The 18,229-nt window shown below is 36.9% G+C and carries 16 protein-coding genes; 6 read left to right on the top strand and 10 right to left on the bottom strand.

Translation table 11 applies throughout. The annotated features are described in order from the left end of the window. Positions 1-55: 55 nt before the first annotated feature. Complete coding sequence (locus tag BLW74_RS16125) at positions 56-694, bottom strand: response regulator transcription factor (protein ID WP_089693962.1); 639 nt, start codon at positions 692-694, stop codon at positions 56-58. Next, positions 684-2,657 carry a tetratricopeptide repeat-containing sensor histidine kinase gene (locus BLW74_RS16120; RefSeq protein ID WP_089693960.1) on the bottom strand — a complete coding sequence of 658 codons (1,974 nt, stop codon included), beginning with the start codon at positions 2,655-2,657 and terminating at the stop codon, positions 684-686. Before BLW74_RS16120 ends, BLW74_RS16125 begins: the two co-directional genes overlap by 11 nt. Before the next feature lie 199 nt (positions 2,658-2,856). On the opposite strand from BLW74_RS16120, the gene BLW74_RS16115 reads away from it, so the two are divergent. Then, positions 2,857-3,276 (top strand): hypothetical protein, encoded by a 420-nt coding sequence (locus BLW74_RS16115; RefSeq protein WP_089693958.1) that lies wholly within the window; start codon positions 2,857-2,859, stop codon positions 3,274-3,276. Positions 3,277-3,348: 72 nt separating this feature from the next. On the opposite strand, the gene tyrS is transcribed toward BLW74_RS16115, so the two are convergent. Further along, positions 3,349-4,644 (bottom strand): tyrosine--tRNA ligase, encoded by a 1,296-nt coding sequence (tyrS, locus tag BLW74_RS16110; protein WP_089693956.1) that lies wholly within the window; start codon positions 4,642-4,644, stop codon positions 3,349-3,351. 193 nt (positions 4,645-4,837) lie between these two features. Here tyrS and BLW74_RS16105 point away from each other — a divergent pair, with 193 nt between their 5' ends. Beyond that, entirely contained in the window at positions 4,838-5,398 is a 561-nt protein-coding gene (locus tag BLW74_RS16105; RefSeq protein WP_089693954.1) for an RNA polymerase sigma factor, read from the top strand. Between the two features lie 131 nt (positions 5,399-5,529). Here BLW74_RS16105 and BLW74_RS16100 read toward each other — a convergent pair whose 3' ends face one another. Further along, a complete protein-coding gene (locus tag BLW74_RS16100) occupies positions 5,530-6,162 on the bottom strand; it encodes a hypothetical protein (protein WP_228424935.1) in 633 nt (210 codons plus the stop codon). 115 nt (positions 6,163-6,277) lie between these two features. Here BLW74_RS16100 and lipA point away from each other — a divergent pair, with 115 nt between their 5' ends. Continuing rightward, the gene (gene lipA / locus BLW74_RS16095) at positions 6,278-7,144 is read left to right on the top strand and encodes a lipoyl synthase (protein WP_089693950.1); all 867 of its coding nucleotides are present in this window, start codon (positions 6,278-6,280) and stop codon (positions 7,142-7,144) included. A gap of 190 nt (positions 7,145-7,334) precedes the next feature. Here lipA and BLW74_RS16090 read toward each other — a convergent pair whose 3' ends face one another. Continuing rightward, a complete protein-coding gene (locus tag BLW74_RS16090; protein WP_089693948.1) occupies positions 7,335-8,234 on the bottom strand; it encodes an AraC family transcriptional regulator in 900 nt (299 codons plus the stop codon). Between the two features lie 183 nt (positions 8,235-8,417). Between BLW74_RS16090 and BLW74_RS16085 the strand changes: the two genes are divergently transcribed. Further along, on the top strand, positions 8,418-9,617 hold the full coding sequence (locus BLW74_RS16085; protein WP_185116366.1) for an MFS transporter: 1,200 nt from the start codon (positions 8,418-8,420) through the stop codon (positions 9,615-9,617). 76 nt (positions 9,618-9,693) lie between these two features. Here the strand turns inward: BLW74_RS16085 and BLW74_RS16080 are convergent, their stop codons facing one another. After that, the gene (locus BLW74_RS16080; protein WP_089693946.1) at positions 9,694-10,074 is read right to left on the bottom strand and encodes a SpoIIAA family protein; all 381 of its coding nucleotides are present in this window, start codon (positions 10,072-10,074) and stop codon (positions 9,694-9,696) included. A gap of 114 nt (positions 10,075-10,188) precedes the next feature. Here BLW74_RS16080 and BLW74_RS16075 point away from each other — a divergent pair, with 114 nt between their 5' ends. Next, the gene (locus BLW74_RS16075) at positions 10,189-11,394 is read left to right on the top strand and encodes an NAD(P)/FAD-dependent oxidoreductase (RefSeq protein WP_089693944.1); all 1,206 of its coding nucleotides are present in this window, start codon (positions 10,189-10,191) and stop codon (positions 11,392-11,394) included. A 25-nt stretch (positions 11,395-11,419) separates the two neighbouring features. Here BLW74_RS16075 and BLW74_RS16070 read toward each other — a convergent pair whose 3' ends face one another. From BLW74_RS16070 to BLW74_RS16055, 4 genes are all read right to left on the bottom strand, one after another. Continuing rightward, positions 11,420-12,001 carry a Crp/Fnr family transcriptional regulator gene (locus BLW74_RS16070; protein WP_089693942.1) on the bottom strand — a complete coding sequence of 194 codons (582 nt, stop codon included), beginning with the start codon at positions 11,999-12,001 and terminating at the stop codon, positions 11,420-11,422. 423 nt (positions 12,002-12,424) lie between these two features. Beyond that, positions 12,425-14,026, bottom strand: coding sequence for a DUF4139 domain-containing protein (locus BLW74_RS16065; protein WP_089693940.1), 1,602 nt, complete (start codon positions 14,024-14,026; stop codon positions 12,425-12,427). Between the two features lie 312 nt (positions 14,027-14,338). Continuing rightward, positions 14,339-15,016 carry an SIMPL domain-containing protein gene (locus BLW74_RS16060; RefSeq protein ID WP_089693938.1) on the bottom strand — a complete coding sequence of 226 codons (678 nt, stop codon included), beginning with the start codon at positions 15,014-15,016 and terminating at the stop codon, positions 14,339-14,341. Between the two features lie 184 nt (positions 15,017-15,200). Beyond that, positions 15,201-16,118, bottom strand: a complete 918-nt coding sequence (locus tag BLW74_RS16055) for an SIMPL domain-containing protein (RefSeq protein ID WP_089693937.1) — start codon at positions 16,116-16,118, stop codon at positions 15,201-15,203. A 134-nt stretch (positions 16,119-16,252) separates the two neighbouring features. Here BLW74_RS16055 and BLW74_RS16050 point away from each other — a divergent pair, with 134 nt between their 5' ends. Continuing rightward, positions 16,253-18,046: a tetratricopeptide repeat-containing sensor histidine kinase gene (locus BLW74_RS16050; RefSeq protein ID WP_089693935.1), complete on the top strand. Its 1,794-nt coding sequence runs from the start codon at positions 16,253-16,255 to the stop codon at positions 18,044-18,046. Positions 18,047-18,229 lie beyond the last annotated feature (183 nt).

The following is an 18,229-nucleotide window of genomic DNA, read 5'->3' as shown; positions in this document are numbered from 1 at the left end:
GATAAATATTTCTGATCTTTCAGGATGATACATAAAAAACTTTCCAGAGTAGTTTTTATCCTTCAATCAGCTGCAGCTGTACCGCGAGATTGATAAGTTCCGTAGAATTTCTTGCCTGAAATTTCTGAAGCAGATTCTTACGGTGGGTATCTACAGTAAGCGGACTTAAGAAAAGCTCTTCAGCAATCATATTACTGGTTTTTCCCTGTGCTACCATCTGTAGAATTTGTTTTTCTCTTTTTGTAACCCTCGGTATAGGAATGTCTTTTTGATTGGGACGGCTGATGATCTGCTTGGTTTCATTACAGAAAACAATATCGCCGGAAAGTGCACCTCTAATGGACAGAATAAGATCATCAAGTGAAGTATTCTTAAGAAGATATCCGCTGGCTCCATTTTGTATACACTGCATAATGATGCTTCGTTCGGATCGGTTGCTGAACATGATGACCGAAGTGCCCCGAGATATTTTTTTAATTTCCCGGCAAAGTTCTGTTCCGCTGGCGTCAGGAAGGGTAATGTCCAGAAGAATGATATCAGCCTTTTCAGACTGAATAAAACTGATTGTTTCCGCACCGGATGCAAAACTTCCTGCTACATTAAAAACAGGCTGGCTGTTCAGCATCAGTCTCAGCCCCTCAATGACGATAGGGTGGTCATCTACAATGACGATATGTATTTTTTCATTCTCCATGGATGTTGAGTTCTATGTTAATTGCTGTTCCCTGTTGGTCAGAATTGATTTCCATTTTCCCTTTCAAATAGCTGACTCTGTTTTTAAGATTACGAAGTCCCATACTTTTGCTGGTTTTCTCAATATTTTTATCGAATCCTTTTCCGTTATCTTCAATCGTGATCATAAAATTTTTGCCGGATTGTGAGCACTGAAGCAAGATACTGCTGGCTCCGGCATGTTTTACAGCATTGGCCAGTAATTCCTGTACAATTCTGTAAATATTAAGCTGGACATTTAAAGGTAGTTTACTCTCGATATCAATAGCCTGAAAATCAATGTCCAGGTTTTTTCTGATGTAGAATTCACATAAATCCTGTAAGGCTGTTTCTAAGCCAAAATTAAGCAGTGATTCAGGCATTAAGTTTCTGGCGACATGTCGCAGCTCACTTACCGAATGGTCCAGCTGGCTTAAGATCCTGTAAAATTCCTGATCTTTTTCGGGATGTAAGTGAGAGGAAGACCATGTAGAAAAATTGATTTTAACCCCTGCGAGCATCCCTCCGAGACCATCATGAAGATCTCTTGCGATCCGTTCTCTTTCTCTTTCTTCACCATCAAGAATGGCCTTGGTTAAAGACAATTCTTCCTGTTGCTTAATCTCTTTTATTTTTTGCTCACTTATTTTTTTATTTTTTCTGAAAATAATAAACAGGAAGATCAAAAGACTGAAAGCCAGCAGTAAAACGAGGCTCATTCCCCATAAATAAGAGTTTTTCTTGTTTACTTCCAGATCTTTTTGATTTTTTTCGGCATTTAATGTGGCTATTTTTCTTTCTTTTTCAGCGGTATTGAATTTTGATTCCAGTTTATTGATTTCAATTTTTACATTTTCTGTATTCAGACTGTCATTCAGCCTGGAGTATTTCTGCTCCCACATAAGAGCTTCTTTCGTATTGCCTAGTTCTTCATTAAGCAAAGAAAGCTGCTTATAAAAAGTTTTTCTGTTATTGAGGTCAATGGCTAAAGATTTTTCTGTGAGAACATCTTCCAGCGTAGCCTTGGCCTCCTTGTATCTTTTAAGCTTTTTTAAAATGTCATATTTATTGAAATAAAACATTTGAGCCAGCAGATTCTGATTAAATTTCTTTGCGTAGAAAATTCCTTTGTCGATAACAGACAGTGCTTCTGCATTTTTTTGTCTGGTAATATAAAGCAGGGTTTTGCTGTAATAATAAAAGGCATTGGATGAAGATTCCGGGTAGGGACTGATGAGTTTTTCTGCTTTGTTTAAGAACTTTTCAGCTTCATCACCATGGGCCTGATAACAGAAATTGTTGGCAGAATTGAGGTAGGTAAAAAACAATTCGGCAGAATCCGGGTAGTTTTTTTCCAGGATCTCCAAAGCTTTATTATTATATTCTTCTGATTTTTTAAACTGGGCATTATACGTAAGAATCACAGCAAGCTGAGTGTACAGGAAACCCAAATTTCTGCTGTTTTTATATTTTTTTACCAGTGGAATACTTTTTTCAAGCATCATCTTAACCAAAGGTACGTAGCCGTCTTTATCCTTCTGTGAAACTCCGTAGCTGTACCAGGCAAGCGCCTGCAGAAAATCAGACTCTTCATTTTTGAATTTCGATAAAGACCGGATCGCCTGCTGATAAGAAACGGATGCTTTCTTTTTATTTCTGTCCAGATTGTATTGTCCTTCGTAGTAATAATACTTTGCAGTAAAAAAAGGATGGTTTTGAGCCAGTATTCTTCCGGTATCGAGATATTTCTTACTCAAAACCGAATCACTGTTTCTGTAATAATTAGATAAAAGGAAAAAGGCATTGGCTTTTGAAGGATCAGGGAGTTTTCCTCTTGTAATGCTTTGCAGGCTGTCTGTATAAGCTTTCTCGTGAAGTGGAATGATTTGCTGCGATTGTAATTGAAAGGACAGGAACAGGCTCAACAGGACAAGAAATCTCTTCATTATGGATCAATTCTGTAAAATATTTTTTTAAACGCTCAATTTAATTAAAAATATTAGGATAAAAAATACCGGTATTCAGGTAGAAAAAATTACTGGTTTTTCCGGATTGATACACATGGAGGATGCTCATAGCTTTGCAAACATCAATCACGAATCATAGAATATTCAATATAGTAATTAAAATTTAAACAAAAAGATTATGAAAAAAATGAGAATGAATCAGCTGTTAAGAGGCGCATTCGTTGCAGTACTGGCAGCAATGCTTATCGGGTTTACAGCGTCATGCAGTAAAGACAATGATGACAATAATGTAAATGGGGCAGGGAAAAGCCATAAAGTGGTTTTTAAAGCAATCGCTTCTTCAGGAAGTAATATTGATGTAGCAGTATACGGAATTGATGGCAACCCTACCACAGCGTCAAGCCTTAGCGGATCAACATGGAGCAGTCCTGAAATTACTTCAGAGCCGGGAGCATACAGTGCAAATGTTGCTGTGAGTGCTGTAGGCCCTGGTGCTTCTGCTACTTTGAAGGTTCAGATCTGGGTAGACGGAGAGCTTAAAAAAGAAGGAACCTCCAGCGGGCAGTATTTATCAGCTTCTGCAAGCTACACATTTTAATATTAAATTTATTTAGGAAAAAACGGGCGCTGAGATTCATCTCAGCGCCCGTTTTTTTATAGTATTTTCAGATTAATCTACTTTTACAATAAAGTAGCTTTTCTTACCTTTTTGAAGCAATAAGAATTTTCCGTCAATAAGATCACCTTCATTGGCTGTAAAAGTATCATTCACTTTCTGTTTATTTACGGAGATTGAATTCCCTTTAATTTCTCTTTGAGCTTCACTTTTAGATTTTAAGAATCCAGACATTTCGGATAGAAGATCCACAATATTTATTCCCAGAACATCTGCTTTTGCAATTTCTTTCTGAGGAACGCCGTCAAAAACTTCCAGGAAGGTTTCTTCGTCAAGGCTTACCAGATCTTCTGCTGTAGAACGTCCGAAAAGGATTTCAGAAGCTTTCAGTGCTTTTTCATACTCTTCTCTTCCGTGAACCCAAACGGTTACTTCTTCTGCCAGTTTCTTTTGTAGTTTTCTTTCGTGAGCAGCAGTTTTATGCGCTTCAATTAAAGCATCAATTTCTTCTTTTCCTAAGAAAGTATAGAATTTGATAAATCTTTCCGCATCTTCATCTGTAGCATTCAGCCAGAACTGGTAGAATTTGTAAGGAGAAGTTTTCTTTTTATCCAGCCAGTAGTTTTCTCCGCTTTCAGATTTTCCGAATTTGGAGCCGTCTGCTTTTGTAATCAAAGGAACGGTTAATGCGAAAGCTTCACCCTGTGCTTTTCTACGGATCAATTCTGTTCCTGTGGTGATATTTCCCCACTGGTCAGAACCTCCCATTTGCAGTTTTACATTGTTATTCTGGTATAAGTGAAGAAAATCATACCCTTGAATTAACTGGTAAGTAAATTCCGTGAAACTCATTCCGTCAACTCCTGCTTCTCCGGAAAGTCTCTTCTTCACAGAATCTTTAGCCATCATATAGTTGACCGTGATGTTTTTCCCGATATTTTTCGCAAAATCCAGGAAGGAGATATTTTTCATCCAGTCATAGTTGTTCACCAGCTCAGCTTTGTTAGGCTCATTTCCTTCGAAATTTAAGAATCTTGAAAGCTGTTTCTGTAAACAGTCAACGTAATGTAAAAGAGTTTCCTCATCCAGAAGGTTTCTTTCAGCAGACTTTCCGGAAGGATCTCCGATCATCCCTGTAGCACCTCCTACCAAAGCAATCGGCTTATGGCCGTGCAGCTGGAAATGCGCTAAAATTTTTATCTGGATAAGACTTCCGATATGTAAAGAATCGGCTGTAGGATCAAAACCAATATATGCAGTAGTTACCTCTTTATTCAGTTGTTCATCGGTTCCTGGCATCATATCGGCAAACAGACCACGCCATTTCAGTTCTTCTATAAAGGAATTCATTGATTTTTAACTTTAAAATTTTAAGAGGCAAAGATAGTAAATTCAGAAGTATTAAGGAAAAAAAGCAATGTGACGATGGGGCAGAAATCTAAACAAAAGGATCATAAAAACTTTTTGAAGGCTACCCTGAAAATAGGAGAGCTTGGCCTTTTATCCTTTGTTTTTCATCGTAAATACGCTATATTTGTTATTAATGAACGACGAACAGCTATTCCTGCTCATACAGAAGGCCAAGGATAAAGACCAGAAGGCCCAGACTAAACTCATTAATGTTTTTTGGGTGGATGTTTTCTCTTTTGTGATGAAAAAAGTGAAAGATGAAAATGATGCCGATGAAATCACCGTGAATGTTTTTTCGAAAGTATTGTCGAAGCTGGACATGTTTGATCCTCATTTTCAGTTTAAAACCTGGATTCTGACCATTGCCCAGAATACGGTTATTGATTTTTGGAGAAAAAAAAACCGTGATAATGAGGATGCTGTTGAAAACCTTGATGAAGTCAAAAATCAATATGCAAAATCCCCGGAAGAGCTTCTGATCTCCGAAGAAGAACAAAAGAAAATCATTAAAACAATAGAATCCCTGGATGCCAACTATCAGGATATTATCAAACTGAGATTTTTTGAAGAAAAAAGCATCAAAGAAATAGCCGAGGAGCTGGGAATTTCCGTCGCCAATACCAAAGTAAGAGTCATGCGGGCGAAAAAAGTCTTAGCCGAACTGTTGAAGAATAATGAGTTTGATGATCATTAAGCTCAATAACTTAATACATACTATTCAATAGAAAATGGGCTATTATCCTGAGCGGAGACGAAGGAAGCCCGTTCGCTAAAAATTAAAATTCAAATAGGCTTTAGCTAAAACTTACATTTCAAAGACATTACTTAGAAATAGACTTCTTCTTTTGTCTTTGGAAGAACTATTTTTTGCTGCTTTTCCTGATTTCTGTTCTGTAAATTGATCTTCAGCCCTTTTTTAATATAGGTTTCCTTTAAAGATTTACCATATTCAGCTGTATTTTCTACCTCTTTTGAATAGTTTAACTGTCCTGTTGAAAGGTTGAAATCCACCTCCTTCCAGTAGTCGCCTGGTCTTCCTGAAGTTGCGGAAGTTCCTATAAGTTCAAAATGGCCGTTCTGAAACCTGTATTTGTCCGTTACATCCCATTTCCAGCTGCTTCCCCCGTTTTGGGAAATGATCAGAATTCCTTTTTCTATTTTTGTTTCTCCGTAAGGATCACCCATCATTCCTCCGGCACTGCTTTCCATCACTGCATTTCTGGATTTTTCAAGCACAGTCCATGCTCCGCCTGTTTTTTTCAGGATCTGAATTTCGCGGATATTTCCCATATCAGTTGTATCCTTTGTATTATAGATAATTACTTTTTCAGGAATTTTATCACCGTCAAGATCTCCGTCTACCGTTTCGATGATGGTGGAACCTGCGGGCTGAAATTGTTTTTGGGCAAGGCAAAGTGTTCCCCATGCCGCGAATAAAAGAAACAATGTTTTTCTCATAAAAATAATTTGAGGAGATAAATATACAAAGGAAATTTCAATGATCAATTTCATCAATAGTTCCGGTTGATGGTTTCCATTAAAAAATCCTTAACTTTGAACTTCAATTTTAGAAATGGAAAATTCAGTTCAAGACACTACCGTTCAAAAACCAAAATGGATCCGCGTAAAACTTCCTACCGGAAAGAATTACAGAGAGCTGAGAACATTGGTTGATAAATATAAATTAAATACCATTTGCCAAAGCGGAAGCTGCCCGAATATGGGAGAATGCTGGGGAGAAGGTACAGCCACTTTCATGATTTTAGGAAATATCTGTACCAGAAGCTGTGGATTCTGCGGCGTAAAAACAGGAAAACCGCTTGATGTCAACTGGGATGAGCCTGAAAAAGTGGCAAGATCCATCAAATTAATGAAGATCAAACACGCCGTTCTTACTTCTGTAGACCGTGATGATCTGAAAGATATGGGATCTATTCTTTGGGGAGAAACCGTGAATGCTGTAAGAAGAATCTCACCGGGAACCACCATGGAAACTCTGATTCCTGATTTCCAGGGTATCACCAAACATATTGACAGACTGGTAGAAGTGGCCCCGGAAGTGATCTCTCACAATATGGAAACTGTAAAACGTCTGACCAGAGAAGTAAGAATTCAGGCAAAATATGAAAGAAGCCTTGAAGTATTGAGATACCTGAAAGAAGCAGGACAGAGAAGAACCAAAACAGGAGTTATGCTTGGCTTAGGTGAAACTAAAGATGAGGTTTTCCAGACCATTGAAGATATAAGAAATGCCAACGTAGATGTCATCACTCTTGGACAATATCTGCAGCCGACTAAAAAGCATCTTCCGGTAAAGAAATTTATCACTCCTGAAGAATTTGATGAGTTCGGAGATTTTGCGAGAAGCCTTGGTTTCAGACACGTTGAAAGTTCTCCACTGGTAAGAAGTTCTTACCACGCAGAAAAGCATATTCATTAAAATACAGACCGTTCAGCAATGAGCGGTTTTTTGTTTTTTTAGGTGGACAGAGATTGGTTAGCAGAAACTGCAATCGGTGCAATAACGGCCTCTATCATTTCCGGGGTGGTCTTTACAGTACCCGTCAAGATATCACTGACAACGCGTTTTACTCCGCTTACAGATTTTAAATAAAATAACTTTCCTCGAATTATTTATTACAAGCCGTCTCCTTGGTAATAGGTGCAATCTTTCCATTGATTTCAATGGGTCTGAAATGTTTCTTCTTGAACTCAGAAGGGGTTTCCCCGGTATGCTGTTTGAATAATTTATTAAAATAAGAAAGGCTTTCAAAACCCACCTGAAAACAGACTTCCGTAACAGACTGATCTTTCAGCAGAAATATTTTAGCCTGATTAATCCGGTAATTGTTGACAAAATCTGTAAACGTCATATTCGTCTGCTTTTTAAAATACCGGCAGAAAGCAGGAGTACTCAGACTGACTATTCGGGCTACTTCATTGACGTTTGGTTTTCTGTCGTAGTTTTCGTGAATATAATCGTAGATAGTTCCCATTCTGATTTTATCATTCAAAAACCATTTAATACGGGTATCTTCCTTATTCAGCTCTTTTACTTCGGAAGAGTCAGCGAGAATTTGCAAAATTTCAATCAATCCCACCAGCGATTCAAAAGCATTTTTATCTTTAATGATCTGCAGTTTTTGCACTACCGTTTCTTTGGTCTCTCCATAAAATGAAAGTCCAAGATATGACCGTTCCAAAAGGGTTTTAATATTTTCAAATTCAGGGACAGGAAGAATAATATCCTGCAGAAAACTTTCACGAAGCTGCAAAACAAGCTGTCTGCATTCCGTCTGGATACCGTAGTCGAAATTAAGATGAGGTACATTGGAACCAATCAGTAACAGATCGCTGTCTGTAAAGCCGGAAATGTTTTTTCCAACATGCCGTATTCCGTTCACAGCCTCTACATATACCAGTTCAATTTCCGGATGATAATGCCAGAAAAAACAGTTTTTCAGAGAAGGAGAAAACAGCTTGAATGATTTTCCCTGTTCAAATTCGATAATTTCTTTCTGGATTTTCATTTTGTTCTGATTTGATGTTTTCTGAATTTAAATGTAAATAAAAAGGTTAATATGGAGCAAATTTTTATCATTGAAAGAGGTGTGAAATTCAAACTTTCTATCGAATTTTGCACTTTCAAAATAAAAGAGATAGGCTGTCTCTTAATTTGTAAAAAATAATTCAGAAAAAAAGATTTAGATACAATGAAGATTGATAAAAGAATAATACCGCTGGCTATTGGTGGTTTAGGGATAGGAACTACGGAATTTACTGTCATGGGATTACTTCCGGATATAGCCAAAACACTGCAGATTACTATTCCGCAAGCCGGACATTTAATTTCTGCCTACGCAATGGGGGTGGTTATAGGTGCTCCAATTCTGATTGGCTATTCCGTAAAATTTCCTCCGAAAAAGGTTCTGATGGCTTTTATGATCCTTTTTACCTTATTTAATGCACTTTCGGCTATTGCACCGGGATACAACAGTATGCTGGTGATCCGCTTTATGTCCGGACTTCCTCACGGTGCGTTCTTCGGAGTAGGAACGGTAGTGGCTTCACGAATGGCAGGAAAAGGGAAGGAAGCTTTTTATATATCCATGATGTTTACAGGGCTCACAGTCGCCAATCTTGCCATGGTTCCTCTGGTTACTTATATCGGACATACCTTTCACTGGAGGCTGTATTTTGCTATTGTGGCGGTGATCGGGCTTTTTGCCATCTTATTTTTGAAATTGTGGCTTCCTGCAATGGAATCTAACCAGAATACCCACTTTATGGAAGAACTGAAGTTTCTTAAAAATAAACAGTCCTGGCTGGTGTTGGCTATTACAGCGATTGGATTTGGCGGACTTTTCACGTGGTTAAGTTACATCACACCTTTAATGACTGTTGTTGCAGGAATCAAAAGCAGCCAAATGGCTTATGTAATGGTTCTTGCCGGAGCAGGAATGGTAGTCGGAAATCTGGTTGGAGGTATTGTTTCGGATAAATTGGGTCCCGAAAAAACCTGTGCACTTCTCATTTTCCTGATGATGATCGCTCTTGGAGGTGTTTTCTTCCTTGCAGAGTATAAGAATATTGCACTGGTTCTTACATTTATGTGCGGAGCTTTATCCATGTCTATCGCTTCACCCATCAATATTATGATGATGAAAGCAGCCCCGAAAAGTGAAATGATGGCCGCTGCTTTTATGCAGGCTGGATTTAATATTGCCAATGCAATGGGAGCTTTCCTGGGAGGAATTCCTTTAGAATATGGCTATTCATTCAATTATCCATCGTTGGTAGGAGTGGCAATGACCTTTATTGGGTTGGCTATAAGTGTAAGATATATGTATCTGTATGGTTCAAAAGCTCCAAATGAAGAGGCACCAGCAGAATGTGTCTCATGTGATAAGTAATTGGATATATGTAGTATTGAATTTAATAAAGAATCGCCTGTTTCTAACGGAAACAGGCGATTTTTATACATAAATTTTATGCCTCTACTTCATCTCCATTTTTACACCAGTACAGGGCATTGTATAAATTTTCCTTTGGGAAAGATTTAAACTCTCCCGGCATCAGAACACTGAAAATACTTGTGAAATTCTGTATGCCTTCCTTATCTGTTACGATGGCAGCCCGATTCCAGTTGGCAAGGTTTTTCAGGCCTAGTAATAAATCTTCAAGCCATGCTCCTACCGTAAAATTATCCAGTTCGGTATCCAGATACAATAAATAGTTGAGTTCACCGAATTGCTCTACCTTCTCTTTTACGCGCGGAATTACCAATCTTTCAAAATCCTCTTTCGTTACTTCTCCCGTTGCATTAAATGCTGCAACATTCTCCGGAGCTTCTGGAATAATTGTTATCATAATAAATATTTTTGGTGGTTTGATTTTAAAAGCATAACAATAATTACACCATAAATTGATGAAAATTTGTTAAAAAAGGTATAAATATTGTTACTTTCAGTGTAAAATATTAATATGAATCTGAAATCGAATGAACCTTTTTGGCTTTTAAAAAACGGACTATTAGCATCTTATCCATCCTTAAAATCAAATGAAGAATGTGACGTTCTCATTGTAGGCGGAGGTATTACAGGAAGCCTTATTGCCCATCAGATGATAGAAGATGGCTACAAAACGGTTCTTATTGATAAAAGAGAGCTTTGTAACGGAAGCACGTCAGCCACAACCTCAATGCTGCAGTACGAAATAGATGTTCCTCTCTATGAGCTGATAGAAAAAATAGGCGAAAAAGGAGCTGTAATGAGCTATAAAGCCTGTAGTGATGCTATTGATAACCTGGAAAAACTTACAAAACTCCTTAAATCCAATGCCGGCTTTAAAAGAAAGAAATCATTATACTTTGCCGCAAAAAAGAAAGATGTGGAATGGCTGAGAAAAGAATATGAAGCAAGAAAGAGTAATGGATTCGAAGTAAAATGGTTGGAACCAGAGCAGATTGTAGAAAAATTTGAATTTGAAAATACTTATGGTGGGATTTTATCCAGGCAGGGAGCCAGTGTTGATGCCTTTCAGTTTGCTCATGAGCTTTTTTTGCATAATGTAAAAAAGGGACTGAAGATATTTGATAAGACCGAAATGATAAAGGTAAAAGAACATAAAGGCTTTAATCTGATTACTGTAGACAGTGGATTTGAAATCAAAGCAAAAAAAATCATTTACTGTATAGGATACGAAAGTAAAAATTTACTGAAAGAAAACTTTGTCAATCTCAAAAGCACTTATGCGGTTGTTTCTGAAATTGATAAGGACAAGTTTAAAAATATCAGCAGCACATTAGTCTGGAATACTGATGATCCTTATATCTACATGAGAACTACCGATGACGGAAGACTCCTTATAGGTGGAGGAGATGAAGATTTTTATGATGCGGAAAAGCGGGATGCTATTTTGCATAAAAAAGAAAAAGAGATTCTGAAGAACCTGAACAGCATAAAACCAGACTACCACTTTTATACAGATTTTGTCTGGGCAGGAACTTTCGGTGAGACTCAGGATGGATTACCTTATATTGGGGAACATCAGAAATTTAAAAATTCTTATTTTGTTCTGGGATTCGGAGGCAATGGTATTACCTTTTCAGTAACCGGCATGGCAATGGCTTCTCTGTTTATGAAGAATAAAAAGCACCCGTTGTCAAGATATTTTAAATTTGGCCGGTAGGGCCGGAATCTCTTTTTCTTTTTGGCTATTTATTATGGATAAAGTATCTTTTTTTTAATCTGCTTAATGATACAGGATGCATGCCCAGATACGTAGCCAGATCTTTGGATTTCACCCGTAATATTAACCTGGAATTTTGCTGCAGCAATTGTAAATACCGCTCTTCCGGAGTTAAGGTCAGAAAAGAGTAGAAGTGACCGTATATTGACATTGCCGTGTTTTTCCAGTACATTAAAAGCAGCCTTCCGATATTGGGGTACTTTATAATCGCATTTTCCAGCTCAGTATAATTGAGTAAAAACATTGTGGTTTCCTCCAGTGTTTCATAAGTGACAGTGGAAGGCCTGTGAAGCCCTAAAATTTCCATAGAACCGTAAGGCTGATTTTCGTAAGCAAGCCATACGGTTTTGTTATTTTTATCATAAACTCTTATTAATCCCTTCAGGATGATACCCACCTGGCTTATCTGTTCTCCCCGGTGTAATACGATTTTATTCATGGGATAAGTTACGATCTGAGCCATCTCGAGCAGCTTTTCCCGGTCTTTTTCACTGAGAAAATTATGCTGTTCAAAGTACGCTGCAGTAAATTCATTAGATTGTATCATTTGTTGTTTTTTATAGAGCTAATGTATGAGTATTATTCGATGTATTATCTCTTAATTCATCACAAAAAAACAATAAATTATGATAAATTTTTACTAACATATTGAAATGCTTTTTATTTATTAGCGTATGTTAAAAATTAATTATCTTTTGTTAATAAATATTCAGTATCCTGTTTTATTATTGCTTTTTTTTGTGCGCATCTCTATATTTGTTAGTGTATTTGATAAAAAAATAATTGATAAATTATTAAAATCAAATTTTTTTTTCATTGGTTTTCTGGTATTTCATGATTGCCAGATTAATAAATGTGTTTTGGCCGCTTCGTAAGAAGCGGTTTTTACGAAGCTTTCCTATTTTTTGAAAACTATTTAAACAGGAAAAATCCGGCAGAGGGCCGGATTTCCTAATAAAAATATTTTTAATTATCTGCTGTAGTATTGAATGTGTAGATCTTTCGGGTATTTTACTTCATAAGAGAATACCATTTTTTCTGAGCCTCCTGAACTGATATTTTTATTCCAGAGAATGCTCCCCGTTTTTTCATCAAGATTTCCACCGCCGAGATCAATCACTTTTACCAAAATTTTAGAATTTTCGCTTATTGGAAGTTGATCCAGAACTTCAAGCTCAATATTTTGTTTGGTATTATTTCGGATACTGATCTGATAAGATTCTGTTTCCCATGTACTGGAGTTCATCGCTTTTTGAGACGTTTTATCTGCAAGCTTGACTCTTTTTACCGTAATTCTTTCGTCTGCTCCAAGAGAGATTGGGAATTCGTCCTTCACGTAATTACTTGTTAAATGGGTTTTTCCGATATAGTTATCCTCAAAATAAATATTGGCTTCACCATTGATGAGGTTCAGATTCTGCCAGTTTTTCACGAATGCCATCAAAAATACCTGATTGTTAAGCTTAGGAACCGTATGATATTTGTAGTCGGCGTCAACCTGTTTTTTATCCAGAATCACGTACTGTTCTTTTTCCTGGCTTAGAATGGTCTGATTGTAATTCAATTCGTACATGATATTCATTTGATTGTCAGAAACAGCTGCCACCGGAATCTGGCTTGGTTTTGCTGCCGCATCTTCTCTCATCTGATAGGCATTGGCTGCTGAAATTTCCTTTTTAGATTTATATCCGGCTATTTCCATCTGAGAATGGTATGGTGTATATTCAGCTACATAAAGCGGAGACAAAATCGGTCTGTCCTGATGGTAAGAAGGTCTGTAAGTAGAAACAAACAGTTTCACATTTTTCCAGTCCTGTCCGGTTTTCTGATAAATTTTACCTTTATAAACCATTTCCAGAGGTTTTTTCACAGACTCGGCGCGCAAATCATAAGAAGGAACCCAACCGGCATCTGAAACAATATAACTCACCCCGAGATTAAGGCTGGTGTCATAATCAGCAAGAATTTCAAGCAAGAGCTCTTTACGGGTGGTATCTTTGTGTATTTGTTCTTCTGCGGATTGGCTGTTTAGTTTTGCAATGCTTTCATCCAGAGCAGTTTTCTGTTCCTCCAGAAGAAATATTTGATTGTCAATTTCCAGCATTCTTTTTCTGTAAAAATCAGTAAGCTTAATCAATTGTTCCTGTGGGGTAGATTTGTCATTGACAGAAATTTTTAAATTATCATTAATGATTTGCTGTTCACCCGTCAGGTTTTTAATTTGAATATTCAGGAGGCTGACCTGTCTTTGCAGCTTTTTGGTTTCTGTTTCAAGCTGCTTTTGATGGTCTGACAGTTCATCATTTTTCAAAAAATTGCTTTGAGGGGTAATGGAAAGAAGTGTTGTATTTTTTTCAAGATTGATTTTATAGGTATTCTCATCCAGATTATTGGGAAGGTTGACAATTTTTACCCTATTTCTTCCTTTCTGAAGATTCACACTGGTAGTTCCAAAAACCTTTGCACCCTGTAAAAATACGGTAGCCTGCTTTACTTCGATTTCTCTTCTGATTTCCTGCGCTTTGAGAAAGGAAACCGAAAAGGTTATTAATATTAAAAAATAGCGTTTCATTGTTTATTATTTTGAATTTCTAAAGTGAAATTATCCCTATTTAAGGCTGGAAACCGGGAAACTTGGTGAACAGAAGGTTTCACTTGGTGGATGATAAAACAAGGGTAAATCTGGGTATATGTTCGGTGCGATATTGCTAACCTAATGTGTAATTTCACTCCTGTCAGAATTGTCAGGCTGAGCGGAGCCGAAGCCCCTAACATTGATCAGATTTTAATATATTGGCAGGTATTTTTTCAGTCAGAAACCCAATAACCGAATAGTACAAAATAAAAAAGCTGCCCAAAAGACAGCTTTATTCAATATGTTATTTTAAAGGATTTCGTACTTTGTTTTGATGCTGTATTTCAGTTTGATATTTTCAATATTATCAAAAGAATAATCTACCGGAGCATCAGCCATTTCCAGCTGAATATTGCTTGCTCTTTTATACGCTGCAGGCATAATCATATCACTGGTGTAGTCTTCTATTTCAACAATTTCAATCGCATTACCTGTTTTTTTGCCCATGCTTTCCAACAGATAATCTGCTTTTTCTTTAGCCGCCTTCAGGGCATTGATCTTAACTGCTTTTCTAAAATCCGCTATTTTAGTGTTTTTTACTTCTGCAATGTTCAGGCTGCTTACCCATTTCTGATTCAGATCTTCAAAGATTTTACTTAAGTTTGATTTTGCTCCGGCCTTAAACTGATAGTTTTTAGAAAACTTTGCCGTTTTGGAATAAATATTCTGGTACATGGATTTAAACTTAATATCCTCGTTCTTTACGCCCGCATTCTTTAAGATATCAAATAATTTCTTTTCATTGTCTGCCAGATCATTTTTATTATCAGCTTTTATCCCGATGCTGAAGATAATTTCATCTGGTTCCACTTCCATTTCGGCAACGCCTGTTACTTCAATGGCGTTTTTCTTTACTTCCGGAGTCTGAGCATTCACAAAGCTTCCAACGGTTAAAATTCCGATTAATAAAAAATGTTTCAATTTCATAATTTCCTGTTTTTAAATTTTTAATTCTGATGTAAAATTACGCCGTTCAGAAACCGTATTTCGGGAGACTTGGTGAAATGGAGTTTTCACTTGGTGAGCATTTGTAAAAGGAAGAATGACTTAAAAAAAATCTTGAATCATTAAAATTCTTTAAGCTGCTAAGATGATGAAGAGGAGTTTCAATTTATTTCTCTTTATTCTTTTTCAGATCATATTTTACACTGAAGTTCATAATATATTGTATGCCCACTTCAGGATCAGCATTATTGATAACCTTATCAAAACCGGTATAATCTGTACCGTCATAATAAAAGGTTTTTGATTTTCTTTCTTCCTTTCTTACATATCTGGTGTCATATCCATAGGTAACATTCGCACTTTCAAAAGCTGTATAATTCTGATATTGGCTTTTAGGGAAAACGTATGTAAAGCCTGATGTAGCTGTAGGGGTTCCGATAATTTCCTTTTTAAACAGTTTAAAATAGTTTTCCTTCTTTTTGTCAAAAACAGCATATGCTTCCTTGAGTAGATCTTCCTGAATGGTATCAATATCATTGCTGATATAATCTACTTTGATCACATCATAAATCTGAAAATCGGAAGCTTCTGAGACCAGCTTTTCAATCATTGAGTGCTTGTCTACTGTAATAATGATATTTTTCTTGGTTTCAAATTCATCCATTTTCTGGGTGCTTACCTGTGAGTCTTTATTGATATTGTAATCATAGACTTTCGTTTGTGAAATAAAATCCACAAAAATAGCATCATTTTTAATTCCCATTGAAGATATTCTTTTGATAAAACTATTGATTCTCTTGTTGATATTCTCCAGTGCAATTTTTGGAGTGTCAGCTTCTTCATTCAGTCCGAGGGTAATTTTATAACGGTCTGCAGGCTTGTTCATCAATATTTTTACACTTACAATCAGTGTGGAATCGTTGGTGAAATAACTATTGGTATTGTTAAATTCAGTGAGATTTCTGGGAACGGAATAATCGGCACTATTTCTTTCTCTGTAGATTTGGTTTCCTCCAACCTGTGCTTTTGAAAGATTTAAGAAAGATACAGCGACGAGACAAAATGTAAATGTTAGTTTTTTCATGATTTTTAAATTTGAATTATTTTGCCTCAAACTTAGCCTTAGGATCACAGTATCAAAGACTCAACTTGGTGAAAGGGAAACTTCACTTGGTGAATAGTTTTTGAGCAGACTATATATATGTATATCTTTGTTTTATGAAAATGCTTAAACTCTTTACGCTCTTTTTACTGGTGCTTTGGGGCCATACAATGCATTCCCAGACCACTACTAACAGCAGTGCTGCTGTGGAAGAAGTGCAGGTGGAAACGAAAAAGCTTAAAAAAGCAATGGATACCAAAAATGAACCTGCACAGGCAGATTCTTATTATAATATTGGGGAAACATTTTTCAACGGCGGAAATTTTCCAAAGAGTGAAGAGTATTATGCAAAAGCGAAAAAGCTGTATGAAAAACTCAATGACAAGCCTAATATTGAAAAAGCTACCCGAAGACTTGCCCAGTCCCAGGAAAAGCAGAATAAAATAACGCCTGCCATCAGCAATTACAGCATGGCAGCACAAATGGGCTACAGCGAAAAAAGTAAGGCAGTGAACTCGAATGACGTTGCAAGACTTTCTTCTCCCACACCCGAACTTAAAGCAGAAGCCATTCAGAACAATATCAATCTGACCAAAAAAGAAAACGAACAGGGCGATCTGGCAGAAAGTTACAGCCAGCTGGCAGATGTCAATGTAAAGCAGAAGGATGTTTCCAGTGCTGAAGAAAACCTGAATACCGCCTATAAAATTTCTAAAAAAGAAGCTCCGCAGCAAGCACTTGCGATCAATCAGAAACTGGCTGATCTCTATGTGGAAAATAAGAACTTTGAGAAAGCGATCGAAGCCAAAAAGAAGGTTCTTAAAGAAGATTTTGTGAAAGAAAACTCGCAGGAGAAAGTCAACCAGATTCAGGAGCTGGCAGATATCTATATTAAAAAGAACGATCCGAAAGAAGCTGCTGATCTCTTGAGAAATGCATATGAAATTGCATTAGACAAAGGCCATACGCTGGAAGCACAGAGAAGTGTAAAAAAACTGGACAGCCTCTATGCCATTTCAGGAAATGTGGATGCTTCCGTTCAGCTTTACAGAGACTTTTTGGGAAAACTTCCGGATCTTGTATCCAAAGACAGAAGTCTTGTTGATAATAAAATTCTGGAAGATACAGAGCAGAGAATTTCACAGCTGGAAAAAGAAAAAGAGCTTAAAGACGAGCTTATAAGAAAGAAAAATGTCTTTAATTACAGCCTGATCGGTGTTTTGATTGTGCTTACAGGATTAATGATTTTTATTTTCAGAACCCTGAAAAAAGTTCAGACAAAAAATAAGAAAATTGCCCTTCAATCTTTGCGCCGCGAGATGAATCCGCATTTTATTTTTAACAGCTTAAATAGTGTAAACCATTTTATAGCCACCAATAATGAGCTGGAAGCCAATCAGTATCTTACAAAATTCTCCAAACTGATGCGTGGTGTGATGGAAAACTCTACTGAAGATTTTATTCCCTTTCAGCAGGAACTGGATCTTCTTCAGAATTATCTTGCTCTGGAAAAAACACGTTTTGCAGATAAATTTGATTATGAAATTGAAGTGGATGAAAATCTGAAGATGCAAAATCTTCAGGTTCCGGGAATGCTTATCCAGCCATTTCTGGAAAATGCCGTGTGGCATGGCCTCCGCTACAGAACAGATAAAGGATTTTTAAAAGTAAGCTTTGAGAAAAATGAATCTTATCTGAAAATCCTTATTGAAGACAACGGAATAGGAATAGAAGAAAGTAAAAAGCAGAAAACCCAGCATCAAAAAACAAGAGAAGGCAGGGGAATGAAAAACACGCTGGAAAGAATTAAGCTTCTGAATGATCTCTACAACAGGCAGATTACCTGTTCTGTAAAGGATAAAGAGAAGAGCAGCGGTGTTTTGGTTACCCTGCAGATCAATATGAGCTAGATTCATCTTATCTCTGATGGAAAATCAATCTGTATTTTACCATGCAAATCAAATATTTACTCCTTTCTTTAAGTAGTAGTGACGAAAGATAGGGCTTCAGAAATTGGGCATGCACATTGTAAGGTTAATGAAATATTCCTAATTTGCACTTGCAGTCTGTTACCTGCCCTAAATTCTGATCTG

Source organism: Chryseobacterium culicis (assembly GCF_900108365.1).
GTDB classification, from domain to species: Bacteria; Bacteroidota; Bacteroidia; order Flavobacteriales; family Weeksellaceae; genus Chryseobacterium; species Chryseobacterium culicis.
Note: the sequence above shows the minus strand (reverse complement) of the source record. Positions and strands in the feature narration are given on the sequence as shown.